Source organism: Aliamphritea spongicola (assembly GCF_017051665.1).
Classification (GTDB): Bacteria; Pseudomonadota; Gammaproteobacteria; order Pseudomonadales; family Balneatricaceae; genus Amphritea; species Amphritea spongicola.
This window is the reverse complement of record NZ_JAFIDL010000009.1, coordinates 39,694-65,671: the sequence shown is the minus strand read 5'-3', so window position 1 is coordinate 65,671 and position 25,978 is coordinate 39,694. Positions and strand designations below refer to the sequence as shown.

General features: G+C 50.9%; 28 protein-coding genes. 14 read left to right on the top strand and 14 right to left on the bottom strand.

What is annotated here, in order from left to right; genetic code table 11:
• The gene (locus tag JYB63_RS20070; RefSeq protein ID WP_205659715.1) at positions 1-3,915 is read left to right on the top strand and encodes a YhdP family protein; all 3,915 of its coding nucleotides are present in this window, start codon (positions 1-3) and stop codon (positions 3,913-3,915) included.
• Positions 3,916-3,941: 26 nt separating this feature from the next.
• Here JYB63_RS20070 and yjgA read toward each other — a convergent pair whose 3' ends face one another.
• The 13 genes from yjgA to JYB63_RS20005 form a co-directional block, all read right to left on the bottom strand.
• Complete coding sequence (yjgA, locus tag JYB63_RS20065; protein WP_205659714.1) at positions 3,942-4,484, bottom strand: ribosome biogenesis factor YjgA; 543 nt, start codon at positions 4,482-4,484, stop codon at positions 3,942-3,944.
• 38 nt (positions 4,485-4,522) lie between these two features.
• Positions 4,523-5,872, bottom strand: coding sequence for a magnesium transporter (gene mgtE, locus JYB63_RS20060; RefSeq protein ID WP_205659713.1), 1,350 nt, complete (start codon positions 5,870-5,872; stop codon positions 4,523-4,525).
• A 129-nt stretch (positions 5,873-6,001) separates the two neighbouring features.
• The gene (locus JYB63_RS20055; protein ID WP_205659712.1) at positions 6,002-6,271 is read right to left on the bottom strand and encodes an HPr family phosphocarrier protein; all 270 of its coding nucleotides are present in this window, start codon (positions 6,269-6,271) and stop codon (positions 6,002-6,004) included.
• Positions 6,272-6,331: 60 nt separating this feature from the next.
• On the bottom strand, positions 6,332-7,198 hold the full coding sequence (gene rapZ / locus JYB63_RS20050; RefSeq protein WP_205659711.1) for an RNase adapter RapZ: 867 nt from the start codon (positions 7,196-7,198) through the stop codon (positions 6,332-6,334).
• Between the two features lies 1 nt (position 7,199).
• Entirely contained in the window at positions 7,200-7,661 is a 462-nt protein-coding gene (gene ptsN / locus JYB63_RS20045; RefSeq protein WP_205659710.1) for a PTS IIA-like nitrogen regulatory protein PtsN, read from the bottom strand.
• 18 nt (positions 7,662-7,679) lie between these two features.
• Complete coding sequence (gene hpf, locus JYB63_RS20040) at positions 7,680-7,970, bottom strand: ribosome hibernation-promoting factor, HPF/YfiA family (protein ID WP_205659709.1); 291 nt, start codon at positions 7,968-7,970, stop codon at positions 7,680-7,682.
• Positions 7,971-8,015: 45 nt separating this feature from the next.
• Positions 8,016-9,521, bottom strand: a complete 1,506-nt coding sequence (locus JYB63_RS20035; RefSeq protein WP_205659708.1) for an RNA polymerase factor sigma-54 — start codon at positions 9,519-9,521, stop codon at positions 8,016-8,018.
• Between the two features lie 40 nt (positions 9,522-9,561).
• Positions 9,562-10,287, bottom strand: coding sequence for an LPS export ABC transporter ATP-binding protein (lptB, locus tag JYB63_RS20030; RefSeq protein ID WP_205659707.1), 726 nt, complete (start codon positions 10,285-10,287; stop codon positions 9,562-9,564).
• Positions 10,287-10,829, bottom strand: a complete 543-nt coding sequence (gene lptA / locus JYB63_RS20025) for a lipopolysaccharide transport periplasmic protein LptA (RefSeq protein WP_205659706.1) — start codon at positions 10,827-10,829, stop codon at positions 10,287-10,289. The genes lptB and lptA overlap by 1 nt, the downstream gene beginning before the upstream one ends.
• On the bottom strand, positions 10,819-11,388 hold the full coding sequence (lptC, locus tag JYB63_RS20020) for an LPS export ABC transporter periplasmic protein LptC (protein ID WP_205659705.1): 570 nt from the start codon (positions 11,386-11,388) through the stop codon (positions 10,819-10,821). The genes lptA and lptC overlap by 11 nt, the downstream gene beginning before the upstream one ends.
• Positions 11,385-11,921: a KdsC family phosphatase gene (locus JYB63_RS20015; RefSeq protein WP_207758423.1), complete on the bottom strand. Its 537-nt coding sequence runs from the start codon at positions 11,919-11,921 to the stop codon at positions 11,385-11,387. The genes lptC and JYB63_RS20015 overlap by 4 nt, the downstream gene beginning before the upstream one ends.
• Complete coding sequence (locus tag JYB63_RS20010; protein WP_205659704.1) at positions 11,921-12,895, bottom strand: KpsF/GutQ family sugar-phosphate isomerase; 975 nt, start codon at positions 12,893-12,895, stop codon at positions 11,921-11,923. The genes JYB63_RS20015 and JYB63_RS20010 overlap by 1 nt, the downstream gene beginning before the upstream one ends.
• A 3-nt stretch (positions 12,896-12,898) precedes the next feature.
• Positions 12,899-13,873: a calcium/sodium antiporter gene (locus JYB63_RS20005; protein WP_458576233.1), complete on the bottom strand. Its 975-nt coding sequence runs from the start codon at positions 13,871-13,873 to the stop codon at positions 12,899-12,901.
• A gap of 422 nt (positions 13,874-14,295) precedes the next feature.
• Here JYB63_RS20005 and mlaF point away from each other — a divergent pair, with 422 nt between their 5' ends.
• From mlaF to JYB63_RS19955, 10 genes are all read left to right on the top strand, one after another.
• Positions 14,296-15,102 carry a phospholipid ABC transporter ATP-binding protein MlaF gene (mlaF, locus tag JYB63_RS20000; protein ID WP_205659703.1) on the top strand — a complete coding sequence of 269 codons (807 nt, stop codon included), beginning with the start codon at positions 14,296-14,298 and terminating at the stop codon, positions 15,100-15,102.
• A 5-nt stretch (positions 15,103-15,107) separates the two neighbouring features.
• Positions 15,108-15,887 (top strand): lipid asymmetry maintenance ABC transporter permease subunit MlaE, encoded by a 780-nt coding sequence (gene mlaE / locus JYB63_RS19995; protein ID WP_205659702.1) that lies wholly within the window; start codon positions 15,108-15,110, stop codon positions 15,885-15,887.
• A 1-nt stretch (position 15,888) separates the two neighbouring features.
• On the top strand, positions 15,889-16,347 hold the full coding sequence (gene mlaD / locus JYB63_RS19990; RefSeq protein WP_205659701.1) for an outer membrane lipid asymmetry maintenance protein MlaD: 459 nt from the start codon (positions 15,889-15,891) through the stop codon (positions 16,345-16,347).
• A gap of 11 nt (positions 16,348-16,358) precedes the next feature.
• Complete coding sequence (locus JYB63_RS19985) at positions 16,359-16,982, top strand: MlaC/ttg2D family ABC transporter substrate-binding protein (RefSeq protein ID WP_205659700.1); 624 nt, start codon at positions 16,359-16,361, stop codon at positions 16,980-16,982.
• Positions 16,983-17,285 carry an STAS domain-containing protein gene (locus JYB63_RS19980; RefSeq protein WP_205659699.1) on the top strand — a complete coding sequence of 101 codons (303 nt, stop codon included), beginning with the start codon at positions 16,983-16,985 and terminating at the stop codon, positions 17,283-17,285. It abuts the gene before it with no gap.
• A 124-nt stretch (positions 17,286-17,409) separates the two neighbouring features.
• Positions 17,410-17,652: a BolA family protein gene (locus JYB63_RS19975; RefSeq protein WP_205659698.1), complete on the top strand. Its 243-nt coding sequence runs from the start codon at positions 17,410-17,412 to the stop codon at positions 17,650-17,652.
• 20 nt (positions 17,653-17,672) lie between these two features.
• Positions 17,673-18,935, top strand: a complete 1,263-nt coding sequence (gene murA, locus JYB63_RS19970) for a UDP-N-acetylglucosamine 1-carboxyvinyltransferase (RefSeq protein WP_205659697.1) — start codon at positions 17,673-17,675, stop codon at positions 18,933-18,935.
• 81 nt (positions 18,936-19,016) lie between these two features.
• Complete coding sequence (gene hisG / locus JYB63_RS19965; RefSeq protein WP_205659696.1) at positions 19,017-19,667, top strand: ATP phosphoribosyltransferase; 651 nt, start codon at positions 19,017-19,019, stop codon at positions 19,665-19,667.
• The gene (gene hisD / locus JYB63_RS19960; RefSeq protein ID WP_205659695.1) at positions 19,667-20,974 is read left to right on the top strand and encodes a histidinol dehydrogenase; all 1,308 of its coding nucleotides are present in this window, start codon (positions 19,667-19,669) and stop codon (positions 20,972-20,974) included. Before hisG ends, hisD begins: the two co-directional genes overlap by 1 nt.
• A gap of 94 nt (positions 20,975-21,068) precedes the next feature.
• Complete coding sequence (locus tag JYB63_RS19955) at positions 21,069-21,998, top strand: 2-hydroxyacid dehydrogenase (RefSeq protein WP_205659694.1); 930 nt, start codon at positions 21,069-21,071, stop codon at positions 21,996-21,998.
• A gap of 73 nt (positions 21,999-22,071) precedes the next feature.
• On the opposite strand, the gene JYB63_RS19950 is transcribed toward JYB63_RS19955, so the two are convergent.
• Complete coding sequence (locus tag JYB63_RS19950) at positions 22,072-22,833, bottom strand: SDR family oxidoreductase (protein WP_205659693.1); 762 nt, start codon at positions 22,831-22,833, stop codon at positions 22,072-22,074.
• A 370-nt stretch (positions 22,834-23,203) separates the two neighbouring features.
• Here JYB63_RS19950 and JYB63_RS19945 point away from each other — a divergent pair, with 370 nt between their 5' ends.
• The 3 genes from JYB63_RS19945 to groL all read left to right on the top strand — a co-directional run bounded on the left by JYB63_RS19945 (position 23,204) and on the right by groL (position 25,934).
• On the top strand, positions 23,204-23,689 hold the full coding sequence (locus JYB63_RS19945; protein ID WP_205659692.1) for an FxsA family protein: 486 nt from the start codon (positions 23,204-23,206) through the stop codon (positions 23,687-23,689).
• Positions 23,690-23,929: 240 nt separating this feature from the next.
• Positions 23,930-24,223, top strand: coding sequence for a co-chaperone GroES (locus JYB63_RS19940; RefSeq protein WP_205659691.1), 294 nt, complete (start codon positions 23,930-23,932; stop codon positions 24,221-24,223).
• Positions 24,224-24,284: 61 nt separating this feature from the next.
• Entirely contained in the window at positions 24,285-25,934 is a 1,650-nt protein-coding gene (gene groL / locus JYB63_RS19935) for a chaperonin GroEL (RefSeq protein WP_205659690.1), read from the top strand.
• The last annotated feature ends 44 nt before the right edge of the window (positions 25,935-25,978 follow it).

The window sequence follows — 25,978 nt, the reverse complement described above, 5'->3', positions numbered from 1 at the left end:
ATGTGGTTACTTAAAACAGGAGTTCGCTGGCTAAACTGGCTGGTGCTGGCTGTTTTGCTGTTGCTGGTAATTGCGATGCTGGCGATTCGGCAGATGATGCCGCTGGTGAGCGATTATCGCGAAGATATCAGCGATTATCTGAGTCAGCAGCTAAATGCGGAAATCACCATGCAGCAGATCAGTGCTGACTGGGATGGCCGCTATCCCCGTGTTTATATTGCCGGTCTGCAGGCTCGCTTGCCGGATCCGTCACTGGATGTTCAGGTACAAAGCCTGGATTTGAGCTTCAACTTTGTCGCCAGTATGTTACGTGGCGAGCCTCTTTTTCAGCGCATTGATGTGCGTGGTGTCCAGACCCGTGTCACCTTGCCGGCAGACCTTACGGCCGGTGTATCTGTTTCTCCTTCTTCCGCTTCACAAACAACGATTCCGCAATGGCTCACTCTGTTGTTTAGCCAGCCACGAATTTATGTATCCGACAGTCAGATTATGCTTCAGCCTTCACAGGGTGAAGCGGTGGCTGTTCAGCTCCAGTCTGCGCAGTTAGAAAATACCTCTGAGCAGCATCAACTGTCTGTAGGAATGCAGTTAGTGGCAGCCGGACAGCAGGCGAATACCTTACGGTTCGTTCTGGAAAGCAATGACCTTGTACAGTCTCCGGCGGTAGATTTTTATGTGCAGGCGAATGAGTTATCGATTGATCTTCTTAATACAGTCCGGCGGTTGCTGCCGGGAGTTGGTGGGCTGAATGAGGTGGATGTTGACCAGCTTGATGCTGGCATCAGCCTTTGGGGGCACTGGGAAAACGGAGCAGTCAGCCGTTTGCGTACCCGGCTGGATATCAACTCGCTAAAACTGGAGCAGCCCCCCCTCCATTTGGAAGACTTTACGGCGGATCTGGTGTTTTCTGAAAATACTGGCCAGAAGCAGTTGCGGGTCAGTCATCTGGAAGGCGTACTCGATTCTGCCCGGTTAAGGATTAATGAAGCGGTGCTGCAGCAGCGTCAGGATAGTCTGCGTTTTACGATGCCTGAGCAGAACCTGGGACGCCTGGAGGCCTGGTTGTTACAGCAGGCTATTATCCCGCAGGCTGTACGTGACGAAATTGCTTTGCTGGCGTTGCAGGGGAGTGTCCGGAACATTCAGGTGGACTGGCCTGTTCTGGCTGACGCTACCCAAGAGGGAGCCGTTGATCTTGCCGCTGTCGGTTTACCTGCTTTCAGTCCTCTCGACTTTGCTGCTATTGCGGATCTGGACCGGGTCGGATTTAACGGTTATGAAGGCGCGCCGGCCATGCAGGGCGTGGATGGTCGTCTTGAGCTGGCGTATCAGAATGATGAGTTGAATGGCCGGATTGATCTGGCCAGTGATGATCTTGGCCTGTTTTTTCCGGAAGAATTTAACGAAGGTTGGCGTTTTGATTATGCCCGCGGAACCACCTTCTTCCATTTAAAGGAGCAGGTGCTGACTCTCAGTAGTGATTTAGTACGTCTTCGTAAAGAGGGGATAAACGCCAGTGGTCGTTGGAGTCTGTATCTGCCACTTGATCCTCAGATACGCAGTGAGCTGACGTTGCTGATCGGCATTAAAGATGCAGATGGCCGTTTAGCACATACTCTTATTCCCCATAAAGAGCTTTCTGATGCACTGAACAACTGGGTGGCTGATGCCGTGAAACAGGGGCAGGTGACTGAAGGGAGTTTATTGCTTCATACCAATACCCGTTCAGCATTCCGCGATGAGCCGCAGGTTGTGCAGCTGTTCCTGGATGTGAAGGACGGTACCATCGAATACGACCCGAACTGGCCTGCGGTCAGAAATACAGATGCCACCATGTTAATGCGTGAACAGGGGCTGGAAATTTATGCCACCGGCGGTCAGTTAAAGAACAGCTCTTTGGACCAGGCGTGGGTGTATTTACCACCGGGTACCGAAACATTACGGGTACTGGGTTGGGCGCAGGGAGATGCCAGCGATATTCAGGATGTGCTGCTTGGCAGTGATATTTTTTCTGAGCCGGTTGAAGAGTTACAGCAGTGGCGGGTAAGTGGTCAGGCTAAAACAGTGGTCAACCTGAATTTACCGCTGGATGATCCTAAAGCGGCACCTGATGTGGATGTTGCTGTGGATTTATCTGCCGGGCAGCTGAAGTCTGATGCCCGTCAGTTAACCCTGTCAGGGGTGAGAGGAAGGCTGAATTATAATCAGCGTAAAGGGCTGTCATCGCCTTCACTGAAAGGGCAGTTATTTGGTGAGCCGTTCAGTGCTTCTATCCGCAGCCGGAATACCCGGCAGGGCACAGTCACCTCAACGACGTTAAGTTCCCGGGTAGACCTAAAGAAAATACAGCAGTGGACAGGGGAGGCGGTGCTCAGCGGTATGCAGGGCCGACAGGCGTATAAAGCGACGCTGGATATTTGTGCAACGGCCAGTTGCTCTAATTTGCTGATTGAGAGTGATCTGAAGAACACTGCACTGAGTTATTTTGCCCCGCTTAATAAGCCAAAAGGGAGAAGCTTACCCTCGCGTTTTTCCATGAACTTTGCGGATACGCCTACGCTGAGGTTTAACTTGGGTCAGCGCCTGGCGGCGGCGATGGTGCTGAAAGGGAAAGGCATTGAGCGGGCGAAGTTTGATTTTGGCACTGACAGAACCTCGTTACCTTCACAGCCGGGCTACAGCTTGTCAGGTTACCTTGCCCGTTTGAATGTTGATGAGTTACAGCAGTTTTTATCGGCTAACGGGCTGGTGACAGAAACTTCGAAGGCTAAAGGCGGTGCAGGAGCCTCTCCCGCAGCGCTTGAAGCTATATCTGAAATTGATATGACGCTGTCTGAAGTTTCCTTTGGCACAACACAGCTAAAAGATGTCCGGTTAGGGTTACAGGACCTTGGTCATCAGCGGCGTATCAGCCTTAACAGCTCTGCAGTGCAGGGCTCACTTACTTACAGTGATAACCGTCCGTATTCGCTGGATCTGGCGTATATCGATCTTGATGCGCTGTTGCCTGAAGATGAAAGTAAAAAGGTAGTAGACGAGCCATTTGTGGATTCAGCTATCAGACCCGGCCAGTTACCAGCTGCCGACGTAAATATCGGGCAGTTGGTGTACAACGGGAAGCGCTGGGGAGAGTGGGGTTTCAGCCTGCGAACACAGGATGGCGACAGTGTGCTCCGGGATCTTTACGGGCGTATGGATCAGCTGGATATTAAGGGTGATATCCGCTGGTCTTCCGGTACGCCTTCGCAGTCAGAGCTGAGTCTGAGCTTGCGGGGTGATAATGTCGGGCAAAGCCTGATGACGGCAGGATTTCAGCAGGTAATGGAAACCAGAGAGTTTCGTGCCGATACCAAAATGTTCTGGCCGGGTGCGCCCTGGCAGTTCAGTCTGGCACGTCTCAGAGGGGGCGCTGATTTTGTTGCAGAGCAGGGGCGTCTGATTGAAAGCGGTGCTTCCAGTAACTTTTTGCGGATTTTTGGCATCCTGAACCTGAACACCATTGGCCGGAGGCTGCGGCTGGATTTCAAAGACCTGTTTGCCAAGGGCGTCAGCTTCGATGTGCTGAAAGGCCGTTACCGGATCGAGAACGGTATCGCGTCGAGTGTGGAGCCGCTGACACTGGATGGCCCTTCTGCGGATGTTGAACTGAAAGGCGATATTGATCTGGTCACAGAAACGCTCAATACGGAGATGCAGGTGACTCTGCCGGTGACTGATAATCTGCCGATTGCTGCTGCTTTGCTGGGGGCACCACAAATCGCCGGTGCAGCTTTTATAATCGACAAACTCTTCGGTGATGAGATTAAAGAAAAGGTGGCCGCTGTTCGTTACAAAATGCAGGGGGACTGGAGCGATCCGCAGTTTGAGCTGATTACTTCAGGGAAGGATCAGACACGGGGCGTTGTTGAAAACTGACCCGTGTCCTGATTTCGTGATGGGATTTACAGCTGGAAGCGGGATTCTGCCCGTTCCCGTAAATATTTAAACAGTTTGCGGGCAGCAACCGGCGGTTTACCCTGGGACTGTTCTTTTTTGGCGTTACGCAATAACTGACGCAGGTGCTGAATATCGGCGCCGTCGTCTTCATCCAGATAGGCCTGTAAGTCAGAGTTATCACCCAGAATCAGGCGATCGCGCCAGCGTTCCAGTTTATGAAACATTTGTGCGTGTGCCTGTTTGCCTGCTTCAAAGCGGTCCAGTGCCGCCTCAATGGCTTCAGTGTCTTCACTGCGCATCAGCCGGCCAATGTATTGCAGGTGGCGGCGAATCGCTTCTGAGCGGGGCTGAAGGCGGCCTGCTTCAATAATTGCGGCACGCAGTTCGTCGCTCATCGGTACTTGTTCGGCCTGTTCTTTATTCAGCTCGGTGATTTTAGCGCCCAGGTCCTGTAAGGCTTCCATTTCACGCTTACGCTGGGTTTTCGAAACCCATTCTTCATCATCGTTGAACTGTTCGTCGGCGTCCGTAAAATATTGGTTACTCATAATGTCCACTTAACTCAAGGGGGTTAGCGGGTATACCACTAACTATAGAAGAAGGTTGCCAGACCGAGAAAGGCAAAGAAGCCTACTACATCGGTGATGGTTGTCAGTAATACGCTGCCGGCCAGTGCGGGGTCTATGCCCCAGGCTTTCAGAATAATCGGTAGCAGCGTGCCGGCAAGTGCAGCAGCTATCAGGTTAATGATAATGGCGCAGCCGATAATGAGGCCGATGGTGGTATCCTGGAACCACAGAACGGCAATCACCGCGACCACAATGGCCCAGAGGATGCCATTGGCGGTGCCGACTACCAGTTCTCGGTTCAGCAGCCAGCCGGCGTTGGATCGTTCCACGTGGCCCAGAGCCTGACCACGGATCATCAGTGTTAGCGCCTGGCTGCCAGCGATGCCGCCCATGCTGGCAACAATGGGCATCAGAACTGCCAGGGCAACAACTTTGTCGATGGTGTCTTCAAAAATACCAATGACGGCAGAGGCTATGAAAGCCGTAATCAGGTTTACCCCCAGCCATACAGCTCTCCGGCGGGTGGTCTTCATAATAGGTGCGAAGGTGTCTTCGTCGTCGTCCAGACCGGCCATACTCATCAGGGAATGGTCAGCATCTTCACGGATTACATCGACCACGTCATCGATGGTGATACGGCCCAGCAATTTGTTGTTCTCATCAACCACCGGCGCAGATACCAGGTCTTCCTGTTCGAACAGTTGCGCAACCTTATCGTCCGGCATTTCTGCTTCAATAGGTTCAGCGTCTGTCGACATGATTTCCCGAACAGTAATGGTCGGGTCACTGACCAGCATCCGGGTCAGCGGCAGGTTACCGATGTATTCATCTTTCCGGTTAACCACAAACAGGCTGTCAGTCATATCCGGCAGTTCGTCATGACGGCGCAGGAAACGTAATGCTGTTTCCACACTGATGTCAGGGCGTACTGTGATGGTATCGGTATTCATCAGGCCGCCGGCGGTGTCTTCCGGATACGAAAGTACTGCTTCAAGACGTTCCCGGTTCTGACTGCCCATTGAGCGCAAAATTTCCCGGGTAAGGGTCTCCGGCAGTTGCTGGATGACGTCTGCCATGTCATCGGTTTCAAGGGCTTCGGTGATCGCCAGTACTTCCTGAGCATCCATCTGGCTGAGGATTTCAGTCCGTACGTCATCACCCAGGTCCTGCAATACTTCTGCTTCCAGCTCCTGATGGATCAGGCTCCAGAGCAGGCGCCGCTCTTTCGGCGGTGACTTTTCCAGCAGGTGAGCGACTTCAGAAGGGCGCAGGGTATTGTTGAGGGTATAACGAATCTGTTTGAACTCACCACTTTCCACAGCTTCTGAGAGTTTATCTAGATCTGTTCTTTCAGTGGTTTCGATCATTCAGGGCCTCAGCAATTCCGGAAAAAGTGACGGGCAGGCATAACCGGCATCATGCCGGTGAGAGGCTATTATAGCGGATTGTTTTTCAAGGGATAAGGGATGATTGCGGCAGGAACGGGTCTTGCAGGGCTATTCTGCTTCGTCAAAGCGGTTATTTATTAACTCTACGATTGCGTTCAGCGCTTCCTGTTCATCTTCGCCATCAGTACTGATTGTCAGCTCGGTGCCTTTGCTGGCGGCCAGCATCATAACCGACATGATACTTTTACCGTCTACCTGGCGGCCATCTTTGGCCAGCTGAATATCACAGCTGAACTTGCTGGTGAGATTAATCAGCTTAGCGGCAGCCCGGGCGTGCAGGCCAAGTTTGTTGATGATGGTTAGCTGTTGTTCCTGCATAAGTCCTGATACGCCTCCGTTGTTTACAGTGCCTGGCCGGTGCTGAAGTTTTCTGTTACTTCAGGGCAGTTCCCGGTGCCTGACATGAACATTATCCATAGTTCGTCTGAAATGGCTAGCCAGCTGCTCAGCGATAAATACCGAACGGTGGTGGCCGCCGGTACAGCCAATGCCGATTGTGACATAGCTGCGGTTATTTTTTTCAAATACCGGCAACCATTTTTCCAGATAGCCGGTGATGTCTGCCAGCATTTCGTTCACTTCTGTTTCCTGGCTCAGGAAGTCGATAACAGGCTGTTGCAGGCCGGTATACTCCCGTAAGGGGGGCAGCCAGTATGGATTAGGCAGACAGCGGACGTCGTAAGTGAAGTCCAGATCCAGGGGCAGACCATGCTTGAAACCGAATGATTCAAACTGAATGGACAGGCCCTGTTCCTGCTTCTGCATGATGCGCAGCTTGATGCTGTCGCGCAGCTGGTACAGCGACAGGCGGGTGGTGTCCAGGCGCAGGTCAGCCAGTTCCGCAAGAGGGCCCAGTAATTCGCGCTCATATTCGATAGCGTCTTTCAGGCTGCGTTGTTCGTTAGAGAGCGGATGTTTACGCCGGGTTGCGCTGTAACGTTTAAGCAGGACTTCTTCATTGCTGTCCAGGTATAAGAGTTCACAGCTGATGTTTTGTTTTTCCCGCAGTTTCTTCAGGATTGCCGGGAATTCTTCCAGGTTACTGAGCGGGTTACGGGCGTCAATACTGACTGCCAGCAGGGTTTTAGGTGCGTCGCTACTGCTTTTTTCCGGTGGCCGGGTGATCAGTTGGGGTAACAGGTGGGCAGGCAGGTTATCAATGCAATAGAAGCCGATATCTTCCAGTGCCTGCAGTGCAGTACTTTTACCTGAGCCGGAGCGGCCGCTGATCACTACCAGTTTCATGTCAGTTGTTCACCTTGTAATGGATCGCTGCTGCCAGTAGTTCTTCGCCGGAGGTAGCGCTGCGCAACTGCTGACGAAATTCGGTCTGGCTGAACAGTTCTGCAAGGTTACCCAGGGTTTGCAGGTGTTCGTCGCATGCGTCTGTAGGCACGAGCAGTACAAATAACAGGTCGACAGGTGCGCCGTCGATGGCGTCAAAATCAATTGGCTCTGCCAGCTGTACCAGACAGCCGACTACCTGATTGTAGTTGTCCAGTCTGCAGTGGGGGATCGCAACGCCTTCTCCGATTCCGGTACTTCCAAGGCGTTCCCGGCCGATCAGGCCTGAAAATATGTCTTCTTCTTCAAGATCTTCTGATTGTTGGGCGATGGTTTTGCTGATGAGTTCTAAAGTGCGTTTTTTACTGCCGCCCTCAAGAGCGTGAAGCACTCTTGAGGGGGTAAGTAGATCTTTGATTAACATAGGGTTTCAGAAACGTTGCTATTTGTGATTCTTCAGTTTTTCTTTATGTTTGATGACCTGACGGTCGAGCTTGTCGATCAGGCCATCAATTGCTGCATACATGTCATCGTGTTCGTGTGTGGCGAACAGTTGGCCACCGGCTACATGAACATCACCTTCGGCTTTTTGCCGGGTTTTTTCAATGCTCAGTGTAACCTGGGCATTGGTGATGTTGTCGAAATGACGTTCCAGTTTGCTGAATTTGCTGTGCACATAGTTGCTCAGTGATTCTGTCAGTTCGACGTGGTGACCAGAAATATTGATTTGCATGGCAATCTCCTTGTTAGTGCATTACGGATGTTATCCGTAATTTCATTAAACCAGACGCTTTCGCTCATTTGAAGGTGGAATATTCAAAGACTCACGATATTTTGCGATGGTTCGGCGGGCGACTTTGATTCCCTGTTCGTCCAGCAGCTGGGTAATTTTATTATCACTCAGTGGCTTGGCAGGGTTTTCAGCAGCAACCAGTTTCTTTATCAGCGCGCGTATAGCGGTGGAGGAGCAGGTTCCGCCTCCGTCCGTACTGACGTGGCTGGAGAAGAAATATTTAAGTTCGAAGATACCCCGTGGGGTATGCATATACTTTTGTGTGGTAACCCGGGAAATGGTTGATTCGTGCATGTCCACTGCTTCAGCAATGTCATGCAGTACCATTGGCCGCATGGCTTCTTCACCTTCTTCGAGGAAGTCCTGCTGGCGCGCGACGATTTCACGGGTGACCTTCAGGAGGGTTTCATTGCGGCTGAGGATGCTTTTAATAAACCAGCGTGCTTCCTGAAGGTGACTTTTCAGGTATGTGTTGTCAGGACTGTTATCAGCCCGTTTGATTAGATCGGCGTAGCTGTCATTAATGCGTAACCGGGGAGAGGCTTCAGGGCTGAGCTTTACCTGCCAGATGCCTTTTTCCTGGCTGACAAATACGTCAGGGATGACGTATTCAGAGTGGCTGGTGGTAATCATAGCGCCGGGTTTTGGATTCAGGGACTGAATCAGGGCTACCACCGCCTGCAGTTGTGGCTCTTTCAGCCGGGTCTTACGCATCAGTAGTTTATAATCATGGCTGCCGAGAATCGGCAGGTACTGGCTGGCGACTTTACGGGCTTCTTTGAGATACGGAGTATCTGCCGGTAACTGATCCAGTTGCAGTAACAGACATTCGCTCAGGTCACGGGCAGCCACCCCCGGAGGGTCAAATTGCTGTACCCGACGCAGCACTGCTTCGATTTCATCCAGTTCTGTTTCCTGAAGGTGAGGATCATCCTGGCTGGTGAAGTGTTCGTGAATCGCTTCCAGTTCAACGCTCAGGTAGCCGTCCGGGGTAATGCCGTCGATGATATTGGTGGCAATTAACTGATCCAGTTCACTCATCGGTGTGAGGTTTAACTGCCAGTTCAGGTGGTCCTGCAGGGTTTCAACCGCAGTATCATTGGCTTCAAAGTTACTGTCGCTGAAGTCATTATTGCTGGTTGACGCCGGTGTGGCAGTCTGAAAAGTATCTTCCCACTGGCTGTCAGTGGACAGTTCATCCGGAATATCTTCATTCCAGTCGCTGTCGGCTACATGGGTTTCTTCCGGCTCGGCGCTGACGGTTTCGGTGGTTTCCTGCTTGGCAGGTGCGTCAGCATCGAGCTCGGTTTTTGCTTCGGTATTTTCTGCGGCTTCTTCTTCGCCGACTTCAAGCATAGGGTTTGAGTCGAGGGCTTCCTGTATTTCCTGTTGCAGGTCAAGCGTTGACAGTTGTAACAGCCGAATCGCCTGCTGCAATTGCGGGGTCATCGTAAGGTGCTGGCCAATCTTCAGTTGTAACGCTTGTTTCATATAACTGCTTGTACCTGTCAGAGAATAGAAGGGGAGAAAACTACAGACGGAACTGCTCGCCCAGATATGCCTGCTTCACTTGCTGATTACTCAGTATATCTTCTGGTGCGCCAGCGGCAAGGATATATCCTTCACTGACTATATATGCCTGTTCACAAATATCTAATGTTTCACGCACATTATGGTCAGTAATCAGGATGCCGATGTTCTTACTCTGCAGATGTTTTATGGTGGCTTTTATGTCGGTGACCGAAATAGGGTCCACACCTGCGAAGGGTTCGTCCAGCAGAATGAAGCTGGGTTCTGTTGCCAGGGCGCGGGCGATTTCAACCCGGCGACGCTCGCCTCCGGACAGGGCCATCCCAAGGCTGTCAGCCAAGTGCGTTACATGGAACTCTTCCAGAAGTTCTGCCAGCTTTTCTTCACGCTGCTGCTTGTTCAGCTCAGGGCGGGTTTCAAGAATCGCCATGATGTTATTGCGTACACTCAGCTTACGAAAGATAGATGCTTCCTGGGGCAGGTAGCCGATACCTTTGCGGGCCCGGTTATGCATGGCTTGTTTGGTGAGGTCCTGATCATCGAGCAGAATGGTGCCTTTGTCAGCATCTACCAAGCCGACGATCATATAAAAACAGGTGGTTTTGCCTGCGCCGTTCGGACCCAGCAGGCCAACAATCTGTCCACGCTCAATATGCATGGATACATCTTTTACGACGGATCTGCCTTTGTAACTCTTAGCCAGATTTAATGCTTTCAGACTGCTCATTAATTGTCGCCGCTCTTCTCGCTGCTCTTATCACCGCTTTGAGCCGCTTTTGGTTGGATAACCATAATCACCCGTTCATTCGAAGATTTGTCGTCGCTGAATGCTTCAATGGTACTTTTTTTCATGTTGTAGACGATACGGTCTCCGGTAAAGACATCTCCGCCCTGGGTGACCTTGGCTTTGCCAGTAATAACCAGTATTTCAGCGGTAGTATCGTAATCCAGCTTGTTACCATAAGCATGGGTGAGTGGTTCCTGCTTATTGGGTTTTTGCTCGTAATGTGCGGGGCTGCCCAGAGCTTTGATATTCGTCACGCCGCCGTTTTTCTGTTTTAACTCAACGGTGCTGCCTTCAATTTTCAGGGTGCCTTGCTGCACATTGACGGCGCCCTTATATACCGTAATACCGGTCAGCTCATTCATATTGGCACTGTCTGCGGCAATATGGATAGGCTGTGACTTATCTTCAGGCAGTGCGCTTGCCAGCCCGGAAAACAGTGCTGACAGCAGGATAAATGGTGTTGCAATACGGCTAATTGACATAGTGAAGCCCTTTTACTTGGGATTGCAATTCGACAGTGTTGGCGTTGAAATCAGCTTCCATGCCAACACCTGTTGTGCGGCCTGACTGATCGGATATTGTGACTTTTGCAGCGGTTTGCGCAAGCTTTTTCTCGGTATAAACCGTCAGGGTTTCCGTCTTCAGGGTCTGTTTCAGTTCAGGTTGCTGAAGATCCCGGACAATTACATTACCGATAAAATCGACGAGTTTGTTTTTATCCGGCATTTCAGCCTGATGACTGGTGATTGACTGGGTGATGTTGCCGTCTTTATAAAATTGCAGCTGAGGTTTCTGTAATTCAAGTCGTTCTTTAGCCAGCAGGTGCTCGGTAAACTCGGCCGTCAGAGACTGGGTTTGTAAACCGTCGGTGCCGAAGTCTTTAACATGGCTTTGCTTGATAAAGTAATCCGCCTGTGGGTGTGCAGGTTTGTCTGCTTTACTGGCCGCTTTCTTGGCGCTGTCCTGCCAGCCCAGATAAAAAACGCTGATGCTGACAATGATGACGGCGCTGAATATACGCAGGCGGGAACGGATACTCACAGATATTCAGCCCAGATTGCATCAAGTTTATTTTGCGCTGCCAGAATGATTTCGCAAAACTCTCGGCCTGCGCCCTGACCGGCCTGGCGACTGGTACACCAGTCGGCATGCTGGCGGACAAACTGATGGCCACCATTGACGGTCGCGCCAAAGGTTACTGCACGGATGGCTGCCAGATCAGGCAGGTCATCACCGATGTAAGCGGTATTTTCTGCGTTAAAACCGGTATCAGCCCACAGCTCTTCGAGCGCGGTGAGTTTGTCTTCCCGTCCCTGATACAGGTAGGCAATGCCCAGTGATTTGGCTCTTTTTTCAACCTGCGGGGAGCTTCGGCCAGTGATGATTGCCGTCTGGATGCCTGCTTTTTGCAGCATTTTGATGCCAAGGCCATCCAGGGTGTTGAAATTTTTGATTTCGCTGCCGTCGGGCAGAAAATTCAGCTTGCCGTCGGTCAGTACGCCGTCGACGTCAAAAACAGCCAGCCGAATATTTTGCATCTGCCGGATGAGTTCTTCAGAAATATTTGTCAGCATCAGATTACTCCGGCCTGCAACAGGTCATGCATGTTCAGTGCGCCGACAGGTGTGCCGGCTTCGTTCAGAACGATCAGGGCATTAATTTTATGGCTCTGCATGATTTGCAGAGCTTCTGCTGCGAGCATTTCTGCATCGGCAGTGGTGCATTCACGGGTCATGACCTGGCTGATCGGGGTGTTTTTAAGGTCAATATTCTGATCAAGGGTACGCCGTAGATCCCCGTCGGTGAAAATACCGATAAGCTTGCCACTCGTATCCTGAATGCCGGTCATACCCAAACGTTTGCGGGTGACTTCCAGTAATGCGTTATCCAGTGAAGTATCAGGGTTGACCAGCGGGATTTCATCGCCACTGTGCATAATATCTGCAACTTTCAGCAACAGCCGTCGTCCCAGGCTACCGCCAGGGTGAGAAAACGCAAAGTCTTCTGCGCTGAATCCGCGGGCTTCCAGTAACGCAATGGCCAGGGCGTCGCCAATGACAAGCGCTGCAGTAGTGCTTGAAGTCGGTGCCAGTCCAAGCGGACAGGCTTCTTCAGTGACCTGTACATTAAGGTTCGCATTGGCAAACCGTGACAGGGTAGAGTCCGGATTCCCTGTGATACTGATCAGAGGCGCATTCATGCGTTTAATCAGCGGCAGAAGCGCGGTCACTTCACTGGTTTCACCGGAGTTAGATAGGGCAATGATCAGGTCTTCCGGTGTCATCATGCCTAAATCGCCGTGACTGGCTTCGCCCGGATGAACGAAGAATGCCGGAGTACCGGTGGATGCCAGGGTGGCAGCGATTTTCTTGCCGATATGGCCGGATTTTCCCATCCCGGTGATGATCAGCCGTCCTTTGCAGTTGAGTGCCAGTTGGCAGGCGGTATCGAAGTCACCGTTTAAATGTTGTTCCAGATCGGCAATTGCGCTCTGTTCGATCTGGATCGTACGCCGCGCAGAAGCCAGAAAATTAAATGTATTTTGCATTAATTAAACGCTCATCTCGTATAGCACACCCAGGTAAGCAGCATAGCCGATCAGCAGCAGTGCGCCTTCCGGACGGCTGATGCGGGGTGGCTTTTGCCACAGGGCCAGTACCAGAAGTAAAGCGGTAAGGCCAAGGGTAACTCCATAGTCTCGCCATACTACGACCGCATCAAATGCAATTGGTGCCAGAAAACCTGGGACAGCCATTACCGCAGCAATGTTAAAGATGTTAGAGCCAACAATATTACCGATTGCGATATCTGTGTGGCCTTTCAGTGCACTGGCAACCGACGCAGCCAGCTCCGGCAGGCTGGTGCCGATGGCGACAATCGTCAGGCCAATAACAAGATCGCTGACGCCCAGTGCTACGGCGATTTCAGTTGCACCCCACACCAGTGCCCGTGAGCTGATTGCCAGAAGCGCCAGACCCACTACCAGCCAGAACAGTGCTTTGGGTGTGGTCATGTCCGGCAGTTCTTCCTCTTCGCTGGCCAGTTCATCATTTTCTGCTGACTTCTGGAAGCGGGCAAACATAAACAGGCTGAAAATCAGTGCTGCAGCAAGCATCAGAGCATCTGTGAGGCCCAGATACTGATCAAACAGAACCAGACCCGCCAGCAGGGTAACGCCAAGTAGAAGAGGTATTTCCCGCTTGAGTACACCGGATTTTACTGGCAGTTGGGTAATCAGTGCGGTAACACCCAGTACCAGTCCGATATTAGCGATGTTTGAGCCCAGGGCATTACCGATTGCCAGACCGCCAGCACCACTGGTTGAGGCCATGGCGGATACCAGAATTTCCGGTGCTGAAGTTCCGAATGAAACAATGGTTAAACCAATCAGCATTGGCGACATACCAAAGTTTTTAGCGGTGGCTGCGGCACCGTCAACAAAGCGGTCAGCACTCCATACCAGTACGACAAATCCGGCGAGCAAAGCAAGAATAGGGTAGAGCATCAGTTTTAGGGACTCGAACATGAAAAAGAATGAGCCGCATATTTAATGAAGAATCGCACGGATGTGCAAGGCCTGTATAACGGCATACTGATTTTATTGGCTTTTTCTGCGGGATTTTTTTTGGTGGCAGGGTTGGTGCTCTGGTATAGTGCGCGCTATTCGTTGCTATGCTGATGTGATTTTGGCTGACTGAGTCAGAGATCAGGGAATATCGGACGGTTTGCGTGTATCTCTTATGTCAGGCGCCAGATCCTGTATCTGTTCTTTCTATATACCGAAATAACTGAATCGTTAGCCAAACTTTGACGGGGAATTGCAGTCAATACACCTACTGCTTTGCTTGCGGTGTGTTAACCCATATTTTACCTGACTGACGTTAGGATCAGGCTGCACATTCTCAATATATTGCCGGAGTAACTCTGTGGGGAGTTCGAGAGTTTAAGATGAGTTATCTTGACGACAGTATTATCGATATTAAACAGTTAAGTTTTGCACGGGGTGACCGGGCAATCTTTGATGGCGTTGATATTCGCATCCCCCGGGGGAAGGTGACTGCGGTCATGGGCCCCAGTGGTACCGGTAAAACAACCTTGCTTCGTCTGATCGGTGGTCAGCTGAAACCGGACAACGGCCAGATTCTTCTTGATGAAGACAACATCCCGGCGCTTTCCCGTAAAGAACTGTTCCGGGTACGGGAAAAAATGGGCATGCTTTTTCAGAGCGGCGCACTTTTTACCGATATGACGGTGTTTGAGAATGTCGCCTTTCCTATCCGTGTGCATACGGATCTGAGTGAACAGATGATCCGTGACGTGGTGCTGATGAAGCTTCACGCCGTTGGGTTACGCGGTGCTGCGGATATGATGCCCAGTGAAATGTCAGGTGGTATGGCCCGGCGGGTGGCACTGGCGAGGGCAATAGCACTTGATCCGGATCTGGTGATGTATGACGAGCCTTTTACCGGACAGGATCCGATTGCAATGGGCGTGCTGGTAAATCTGATTGCCCGTCTGAACAAAGCGCTGGGGCACACAAGCATCATTGTTTCCCATGATATAAACGAGACCCTGGCCATTGCTGACTATATTTATCTGATTGCCGACGCCAAGGTACTGGCACACGGAACAGCCGCGGAATTACGCGAGAACGATTCGCCGCAGGTACGTCAGTTTCTGGATGGTCTGCCGGACGGACCGGTACCATTTCATTTTCCGGCTGACGATTATCTCGATCAGCTGATGCAGGGTTAACTAAGATGTTTGCAAAAATTCAGGCCCTGGGCGCTGCCGGGCTGAACAGGGTGGAAGCGTTTGGCCGTTCCGGCATCATTCTGTCACAGGCGGTCTTTGCGATACCGGGTCGTCAGGCATGGCCGTTGTTCATTCAGCAACTGTATTCAGTGGGTGTACTGTCGCTGATCATTATTATTGTCTCGGGTTTGTTTATCGGCATGGTGCTGAGCCTTCAGGGCTATACCATTCTGGTTGATTACGGATCTGAACAGGCGGTGGGGCAGATGGTGGCTCTTAGCCTGGTGCGTGAATTGTCGCCGGTGGTTACCGCGCTGTTGTTTGCCGGACGAGCAGGATCTGCACTGACCGCTGAAATAGGCCTGATGAAGGCAACTGAACAGCTGTCGAGCCTCGAGATGATCGGGGTTGATCCGTTACGCCGGATTATTGCACCGCGTTTCTGGGCCGGTATGATCAGCCTGCCACTGCTATCAATGATCTTCAGCGTAGTGGGGATCTGGGGAGGCATGCTGGTTGGCGTGGACTGGCTGGGCATATATGAAGGCTCATTCTGGTCTAATATGCAGAACTCTGTGGATTTTTTTGAAGACGTTGTGAACGGGCTTATTAAAGCGCTGGTATTCGGTGTGGCAGTAACCTGGATCGCGGTATATCAGGGCTATGACTCTGTGCCGACGTCTGAAGGTATCAGCCAGGCAACTACCCGAACGGTAGTGTATGCGTCACTGGCGGTACTTGGGCTGGACTTTATTTTGACTGCTTTGATGTTTGGAGATTTATAAGATGCGAATCCGGGGACTGGAATTAGCAGTGGGCTTTTTTATGCTGGCCAGTGCGCTGGCGCTGCTGGTGCTGGCATTGAACGTAAGCGGACTTACTCTGTCTGAGAGTAACCGCAGCTATAAAGTCTATGCATTATTTGAAAACATTGGCGGCTTAACTTCACGGTCAAAAGTAACCATGTCCGGGGTTAAAATTGGCCAGGTAACGGCAATTGTTCTGGATGAAGATCAGTTGATGGCCCGGGTTGAGATGGCCATTGATTCAGATGTGAATTACCTGAGCCTGGACAGTTCTGCGTCTATACTGACGTCTGGTCTGCTGGGTGAAAAGTATATCGGCATTACGACCGGTGCTGATGAAGAAATGCTGCAGGACGGCGACTTTATTGAAGATACTCAGTCCGCACTGGTATTAGAAGAACTGATTGGTAAGTTTCTGTTTAACGAAGCGACCGAATAAAGAGAAAGGTTATGCGTAAATTATTATCTGTTTTTAGTCTTGCGGTACTGGTTGCTCTGAGCCCGGTGAGTCTGGCGTCATGGCAGGCGGCGAGTGAGCCGGTTGATCAAACCAGTGCTGAAATGATCAGTGTTCTGGGTGACGGCGGATTGTCTGCTGGCGATGATGTAACGCCGCTCATGGCCGAAATTGAGCGCCTGTTAGTACCGGTTGTGGATTTTGATTACATCGCCAAGCGGGTAATGGGTAAATATTACCGCAAGGCTTCCGCCGAGCAGCGCACTGAGTTTGCCGGTGTTTTTAAAAATACCCTGATCAGAACCTATGCTAAAGCGCTGGTGGGCTTTGAAATTACCGGTTATGAACTGCTGCCTGAAGGTCGTCCGAGCCCTAAGCCGAATAAGCAGATCGTCAGTGTAAAAGTCCGTTCCGGCGGCAGTGCTACTTACAAGCTGGACTACTATATGCTGGAACAGCCTGAAGGCTGGAAGCTGGTAAACGTTCACCTGGACGGCATTAACCTGCGTCTGAACTTTAAGAATCAGTTTGCTTCACTGGTGAAGAAAAACCGCGGCGATGTGGGTGGTGTAATTGCCAACTGGAAAGCTCAGGTAGAAACGGACGTAAGTAAATAAATGGCACCGTTCAGCTGTAAACCTGAAGCTCCGGACACCCTGCTGTTAAGTGGGGATCTGATTTTCGCGACTGCTGAGCATGCCCGGCAGGTGACAGAGGCTCGCCTGGCGGAACGCACTGGTCGGGTCGTTATGGACTTTTCTGAAATTTCCCGTGTTGACAGCTCTGCGCTGGCATTCTGGTTAAGTTGTCAGCGCCTGGCTGAGCGAAATAGTCTGTCGCTTGAAGCCTATAATTTCCCGGATGAAATGGTACAGATGGCAGAACTTGTCGGGCTTTCGTCCAGCCGGATCTGGAAATAATCTCCCTGAGATTGCTTTGTCTCAGGAATTCCACCCTTCGGTGTATCCTTCCGTCGCCTTTTATATCGTAATCGGCTATCATTTCGTCTGTTATTTTTCCTCCCAAATTTAAGCGGTATTTTGCATGCAAATCGAACAAGTTAAGCAGTTACTGGAGAGCAAGCTGGAAGGTTGTGTTGTCTATCCTGAAGGTGAAGGCTGTAATTTCCAGGTAACCGTTGTCGGTGAGGTTTTTGAAGGCTTACGTCCGGTTAAAAAACAGCAGATGGTTTCCCAGTGTCTGGCTGAAGAAATCGCTAATGGCAGTATTCATGCGCTGACTATCAAAACTTATACGCCTGCACAGTGGGCTGAGTTACAGAACTGATTTGATAAGGCAAAGCGTCCATGGATAAACTAATTATTACCGGTGGAAGCCGGTTGAAGGGTGATGTAAAGATCTCCGGTGCGAAGAACTCTGCATTGCCTATTCTGGCGGCAAGTCTGCTGGCCGATGAACCTGTTACTATCAGCAACCTTCCTCACCTGCACGATATCACTACCATGCTGGAGCTGTTACGCCAGATGGGGGTGGACCTTACAGTCGACGAAAAGCTGAGTGTCGAAATTGACACCCGTACAATCAAGTCAACCGTTGCGCCATATGAGCTGGTAAAAACCATGCGGGCGTCCATTCTGGTACTTGGCCCTCTGCTGGCTCACTATGGCCATGCGGAAGTATCTCTGCCCGGTGGCTGTGCAATCGGTAGCCGTCCGGTAGATTTGCACATTAAGGGACTTGAAGCACTGGGTGCAACCATTGTGCTTGAGGAAGGTTTTATCCGCGCGACCTGTGACGGACGTCTGAAAGGCGGCCGGGTATTCTTCGATACAGTGACGGTAACCGGCACCGAGAATATTCTGATGGCTGCAGCACTGGCTGAAGGCCAGAGTGTTATCGAGAATGCTGCACGGGAACCTGAAGTGGTTGATCTGGCTGAATTCCTGATTGCCATGGGTGCTGATATTTCCGGCCACGGTACCGACACAATTACGGTTAACGGTGTACCGTCGCTGAAATCCTGTCATTTCCCTGTGGTTGCTGACCGTATTGAAACCGGTACCTATCTGGTAGCCGCTGCGGCGACCCGTGGTTCTATCCGGGTTAAGAATACCCGTCCTGATATCCTTGATGCGGTTATCCAGAAACTGGAAGAGGCAGGCGCCGAAATCAAAACCGGTAAAGACTGGATCGAACTGGATATGCACGGCAAACGTCCAAAGGCAGTTAACCTGGTGACAGCCCCTTATCCGGCTTTTCCAACCGATATGCAGGCGCAGTTTGCAGCCATGAATGTGGTTGCCGAAGGTGTCAGTCGTATTAAGGAAACGGTATTTGAAAACCGTTTCATGCATATGCAGGAAATGAGCCGCATGGGTGCCAAGATTACCATCGAAGGTAATACGGCGATCATGGAAGGTGTGGATAAGCTGACCGCTGCGCCGGTAATGGCGACTGACCTGCGGGCATCTGCGAGTCTGGTTATTGCCGCAATTCTTGCCGAAGGCGAGACCATCATTGAGCGGATTTACCACATTGACCGTGGTTATGAGTGCATTGAAGAAAAACTGCAATTATTAGGCGCTAAGATTAAGCGGGTGCCGGGTTAAGCATTTTTTGCCAGCCGACTTTTTATTTATTTTCAGCAGCGCTGCGGCGCTGCCCTCTTTACGGATTGTCAAACAGCGAACATGAAACAGCAATTGACTATAGCCCTGTCCAAGGGGCGTATTCTGAAAGACACGTTGCCGTTGCTCGAAGCGGCGAATATCCTGCCTGCAGAAGATATCTTCAGCAGCCGTAAACTGATCTTTGATACCAACCATGACAACATCAAGCTGGTTGTGATCAGAGCGACTGACGTGCCTACTTATGTTGAGCATGGTGGCGCAGACATGGGTGTGGCAGGTAAAGACGTGCTGATGGAATGCGGCGCTAAAGGTGTCTATGAGCCGCTGGATCTGGACATTGCCCGCTGTAAGCTGATGACTGCTTCCCTGAAGGATGCGCCACCAGTGTCTGGCCGAATTAAAGTTGCCACCAAGTTTGTAAATGTCACCAAAGAATACTATGCCCGTCAGGGTCATCAGGTAGATATCATCAAACTGTATGGCGCAATGGAGCTGGCGCCGATTATGGGCCTGGCTGACCGGATTGTAGACATTGTGGATACCGGTAACACCATGCGTGCTAACGGTCTGGTACCACTGGAAGAAATTGCTTATGTCAGCTCGCGGCTGGTGGTGGGCAAGGCTGCCATGAAGATGAAGCATCGTCAGATTCAACCGATTATTGAGCAGTTAGCCGCCGCAGTAGAAGCAAGAAAGAGTGAAGGTAAGTAATGGCTGAATTAAACGTATTACGGCTGGACAGCCAGCAAGAAGATTTTGCTACGCAGATGGACAGTCTGCTGGCCTGGGAAGCGGTTTCCAATAAAGAAGTTAATGCCATCGTTGATGATATTCTCCTGCAGGTAAAGCAGCGTGGAGATGCTGCGGTTGTTGAGTTCAGCAACCGTTTTGACCGTCTTGATGTTTCTTCAATGGCTGAACTTGAGTTCTCTAAAGAACAGCTTCAGGAAGCGCTGGATACCTTACCGGCGGATCAGAAAGAAGCGCTGCAGATTGCCGCTGACCGGGTTCGGGATTATCACGAGAAACAGCTGGGTGAATCCTGGCAGTACCGTGAGGCAGATGGCACCTTACTGGGCCAGAAAGTGACGGCAATGGATAAAGTGGGTCTTTATGTGCCAGGTGGCAAAGCCTCTTATCCGTCTTCAGTATTGATGAACGCAATTCCGGCGAAGGTTGCCGGTGTTGAAGAACTGATCATGGTTGTGCCAACGCCGGACGGTGAGGTTAATCAACTGGTGCTGGCTGCTGCTGCATTATCCGGTGTGGACCGTGCGTTCTCCATTGGTGGTGCGCAGGCGGTTGCTGCACTGGCATACGGTACTGAAACAGTGCCTAAGGTCGATAAAATTGTTGGCCCGGGTAACATTTTCGTTGCTACGGCTAAGCGGGCAGTATTCGGTGCCGTGGGCATTGATATGATTGCCGGCCCTTCCGAGATTCTGGTGATCTGCGACGGTCAGACCGATCCGGACTGGATTGCTATGGATCTGTTCTCTCAGGCTGAACACGATGAAGATGCGCAGCCGATTCTGGTATCTCCGGATGCTGAGTTCCTGGATAAGGTAGAAGCGAGTATTAACAAGCTGCTACCGACGATGGAACGTGAAGCCATTATCCGTGTGTCCATGACTGACCGTGCTGCTCTGATTAAAGTACCGGATTTGTCTGCCGCAGCGGTTGTCAGCAATCGTGTCGCGCCGGAGCATCTGGAATTATCGGTTGCAGACCCGGAAGCGCTGTTGCCGGAAATCAAGCATGCCGGTGCGATCTTTATGGGACGTTACACAGCTGAAGCGCTGGGTGACTACTGTGCGGGTCCTAACCACGTGTTACCGACCTCCGGTACAGCACGCTTTTCATCTCCACTGGGGGTCTATGATTTCCAGAAACGCTCGTCTCTGATCATGTTCTCTGAAGAAGGGGCATCAGAAATGGGCAAGGTGGCATCTGTTCTGGCCCGTGGAGAAAGCCTGACGGCACACGCCCGGTCGGCAGAGTACCGGATTAAAGATTGATCCGATCTCATTGTTTTTAAAGAAGCCCGGTACTGTTACCGGGCTTTTTTTTGTTTTACAGTGACCTTTCACAAAGCTCAGACGGCAGGACATTATGAACATCGTTTTTTATGCCCGTGGTGAAGATTTTTCTGACTGGTTACCCTCCATAACAGAAGTATTGCCCGGTGCCGACTGCCGGCTATGGTCGGAAGCAGAGGCACCGGACTGGCAGGCAGACTATGCGCTGGTCTGGCAGCCTCCGCAGATGCTGTTTGAGCGTCATACGCAGCTTAAAGGTATCATCAATCTTGGTGCCGGTGTGGATAAGTTGCTGGCGTTACCGGGGCTGCCGGAAGACGTGCCGGTGCTGAAGTTGCGGGATGCGGGTATGGCTACGTGGATGACTGATTATATCCGCTATGGCTTACTGCATTTCAGCCGTGACTTTGATGCCTATCAGCGGCAGCAGCGCAGAAGTGTCTGGCAGCCGGAGAATATCGATGCCAGGACTGACTGGCCAGTGGGGATTCTCGGCATGGGGGCAATCGGTTCTGAGGTTGCCCGGCGATTGTCGGATGATGGCTATACTGTCCGGGGTTGGAGTCGTACAGAAAAACAGGTTGCCGGTGTTGAAAGCTATGCCGGAGAGGAGGCTTTGTCAGCCTTTTTACAGAGAACCCGGGTATTGGTGAATCTGTTACCTTCAAGCCAGCATACCCAGGGGCTGGTAAACGGGAAAGTGCTGGAGCAACTGTTGCCGAATGCGGTGGTGATTAACGTTGGCAGGGGAGAGGTGGTTGATTCCCCAGCTTTGATTGATGCTTTGCGTAAACAGCGCCTGCGGGGCGCAATGCTGGATGTCTTTGAGTACGAGCCTTTGTCACAGGATTCGCCTTTGTGGTCAATGGATAATGTCATTATCACGCCGCATATCGCGGCACCAACCTCTATCAGAGATGCGATTGAACAAGCAAAAGAATATATCCACGCCATCGGCCTGGGACTGCCGGTGAAAGCGGTTGACCGTACTCTGGGGTATTAATCGGGATCATTAACAGAAAAAGCCAGCATGTTGCTGGCTTTTTTGTTTGTTTCAGGCAGAAGAGCTTGTCAGATCAGATGCGTAATGCACCATCTACTTCAATGCAACGGCCATTGATGTAATCGTTTTCCAGAATAAAGGCCACTGTGCTGGCGATTTCTTCCGGCTTGCCAAGGCGCTTGGCGGGAATGCCGGCTGCAATTTTTTCCAGCGCTTCGGGTTTCATGCTCATGACCATTTCGGTACCGATGTAACCCGGTGCAATTGAGGCTGCACGGATATTGTAGCGTGCCAGTTCTTTCGCCCAGGTAACCGCCATTGCCTGTACACCGGCTTTGGTGGCCGTGTAGTTAGTCTGGCCCATGTTGCCGTTACGGGAAATGGAAGAGATGTTGATGATGCAGCCTTCGCAGCTCAGTTCGATCATCTTAACAGCCGCTTCACGGCCACACAGGAATGTGCCGGTCAGGTTGACGTCCATGACCAGATTCCAGTTATCCAGGCTCATTTTGCTGACGACTTTACCCTCTTTTACTTTTATGAACAGGCCGTCGCGGGTGATACCGGCATTGTTGACCAGCCCGTGAATAGCGCCAAAGTCCTGTGCAATGTCATCAAACAGTTCGGTAACGGCGTCTTCTTCGGCGATATTGGCAATGTAACCCCGGGCTTCAGTGCCCAGCTCCATGCACAGGCCGATGGTTTCATCCAGACCCTGCTGATCCAGGTCTACCAGTGCCAGTTTGGCACCTTTGGCTGCAACCTGTAGTGCCATTGCGCGACCAAGGCCTCTGCCTCCGCCGGTGATAACGATAACTTTATCTTTTAATTCCATCTGCGGATTACCTTAAATGTGTTGTGTTTTTGTTTTTATATGTGCAGTGCAGCAAAGTTTTCTAAAAGTTATACCGCAAATGCGTAAAAGTCCATGCCTTCCTTGATTAAATTTATAATTCTTTTATATATCAATGCTTTACTTGATTTGTTGTTTTTATAAAGTCTTGTTTTTATTCGTATTTGTTGCGAAGCACAAAAAGAATTGATGTGTGGGCATGGTTTTTATGCTGCAGTATTGTCGGTTTTGTTCAGGTCTGAGTGATGACTAAATATCAAGAACCTTAATCGCCTGAATCACGGGACTAAACCCCGTTTACCGGTGTAAACTACAGGCAGTCCCAACGATGTTTTACTGACAGGTTTTAGTTATGCGTTTTTTATTTTTGCTCTTCATCATAGTACCGATTATTGAAATCACCCTGCTGATCAATGTGGGGCAGGCGATCGGTGCCTGGAATACAGTGGGGCTGGTACTTCTGTCTGCATTTATCGGTGTGAATATGCTGCGTTATCAGGGGTTCTCAACCCTGCGCCGTGCTCAGGGAAGAATGGCGACCGGCGAAATGCCGGGCCGTGAAATGGTTGAAGGGATTGTGTTGGCTGTCGGCGGTGCCCTGTTGCTGACCCCCGGATTTGTGACCGATGTTATCGGTTTTCTGTGTCTGATTCCGTTTACCCGCCAGCGTTTTGCAGACATGGTCTTAAGTAAAGTCACTGTGATTAATCCGGCGCAGGGCTTTCATCATCATGCCGGCCCGGGGGATTTCCATCAGGCGGATCCCCGCGATCCCCGTGATTCATCTACTCTTCACAAGGGCGATGTGATCGACGGAGAGTTCCGTCGGGAAGACTGAAACCGGGTACATTGAAAAAATCACACTTTTTTTAATGATAAGTGTTGAAAACCGTTTTGGCGGCCCCATCTAGCTAAACATCATCATTTATTAGGTGATACAGAACATCACTTTGTAAACATGTAAAACATGCTCTGCTTCGGTCTGAAGTTATTATTTTTCAAAGGCTTCAGAGCTAAAAGAGCAGTTTAATAACTATAAACGACTTTTTTTGATCACAAGGATCAGGAGAGATATTCAATGAAAATTCGTCCACTACACGACCGTGTTGTTGTTCGCCGTAAAGAAGAAGAAGCGACTACTGCTTCCGGTATCGTTCTGCCAGGTTCTGCAACTGAAAAGCCTAATCAGGGTGAAGTAGTTGCTGTTGGTAGCGGCCGTGTAACCAACTCCGGTGAAGTTCAGGCTCTGACTGTTCAGGTTGGTGATCAGGTTATCTTTGGTCAGTACGCAGGTTCTAACGTTGTTAAAGTTGACGGCGAAGAACTGCTGGTAATGAGCGAAAGCGAAATTTTTGGTGTTCTGGAAGCGTAATTGCTGCCAGTCCCGGTAAGAATTTTTCATTCAATTTGAATTGAATACAGGATTTTGAAAAATGGCTAAAGACGTATTATTTGGTAACGACGCGCGTCAGCGCATGCTGGCTGGTGTAAACATTCTGGCAGACGCAGTTAAAACTACACTGGGCCCTAAAGGCCGTAACGTTGTTCTGGATAAAGCATTCGGTGCGCCAACCGTAACTAAAGACGGTGTATCTGTTGCTAAAGAAATCGAACTGAGCGACAAGTTCGAAAACATGGGCGCTCAGATGGTTAAGGAAGTTGCTTCCCAGGCCAACGATGTAGCCGGTGACGGTACTACCACTGCAACTGTTCTGGCTCAGGCGATTGTTAACGAAGGCCTGAAGTCTGTTGCTGCTGGCATGAACCCAATGGATCTGAAGCGCGGTATCGATAAAGCAGCAGCTGCTGTTGTAGAACAGCTGCAGGGTATGGCTGTGCCATGTGCAGATACTAAGTCTATCGCTCAGGTAGGTACTATCTCTGCAAACGCTGACTCTCAGGTTGGTGACATCATTGCTGAAGCTATGGAGCGTGTAGGTAAAGAAGGTGTTATCACTGTTGAAGAAGGTACTGGTCTGGAAAACGAACTGGACGTAGTAGAAGGTATGCAGTTCGACCGCGGTTACCTGTCTCCTTACTTCATCAACAACCAGGACAGCATGAGTGTTGAACTGGAAAATCCGTTCATGCTGATCGTTGACAAGAAGATCTCTAACATCCGTGATCTGCTGCCAATTCTGGAGCAGGTTGCCAAGTCTTCCCGTCCGCTGCTGATCATCGCAGAAGACGTTGAAGGTGAAGCGCTGGCTACTCTGGTAGTTAACAACATGCGCGGTATCGTTAAGGTTGCTGCTGTTAAGGCGCCTGGTTTCGGTGACCGTCGTAAGGCAATGCTGGAAGACATCGCTATCCTGACTGCCGGTACTGTGATTTCTGAAGAAGTAGGTCTGAACCTGGAAGGTGCTACTCTGGAGCAACTGGGTCAGGCGAAGCGTGTTTCTATCACTAAAGAAAACACCACTATCGTTGACGGTGTGGGCGAAGCAGCTGCAATCGAAAGCCGCGTTGCTCAGATCCGTGCTCAGATGGAAGAAACGTCTTCTGACTACGACCGTGAGAAGCTGCAGGAGCGTGTTGCTAAGCTGGCTGGCGGTGTTGCAGTTATCAAGGTTGGTGCTGCTACTGAAGTAGAAATGAAAGAGAAGAAAGCACGTGTTGAAGATGCTCTGCATGCAACCCGCGCTGCGGTAGAAGAAGGTGTAATCCCTGGTGGTGGTGTTGCCCTGATCCGCGCAATGGACAAGGTTGGTGAACTGAAAGGTGACAACCATGATCAGAGCGTTGGTATTGAGCTGGCTTTCCGTGCACTGGAAGCACCTCTGCGTCAGATCGTTGGTAACGCCGGTGCAGAAGGTTCTGTAATTGTTGCGAGCATCCGTGAGAAGGGTGAAGGTAACTTCGGTTACAACGCTGCTTCCGGTGAATACGGCGATATGCTGGACATGGGTATCCTGGATCCTGCTAAAGTTACCCGTTCTGCACTGCAGGCGGCAGCTTCTGTTGCGGGTCTGATGATCACTACTGAAGCAATGATCGCTGATGCACCTGTAGAAGGTGGCGCACCTGCTATGCCTGATATGGGCGGCATGGGCGGCATGGGTGGCATGGGCGGCATGATGTAATCAGCCCCCGGCATCCACCGGCTGTTAATCAGCCGGCTTGCTAA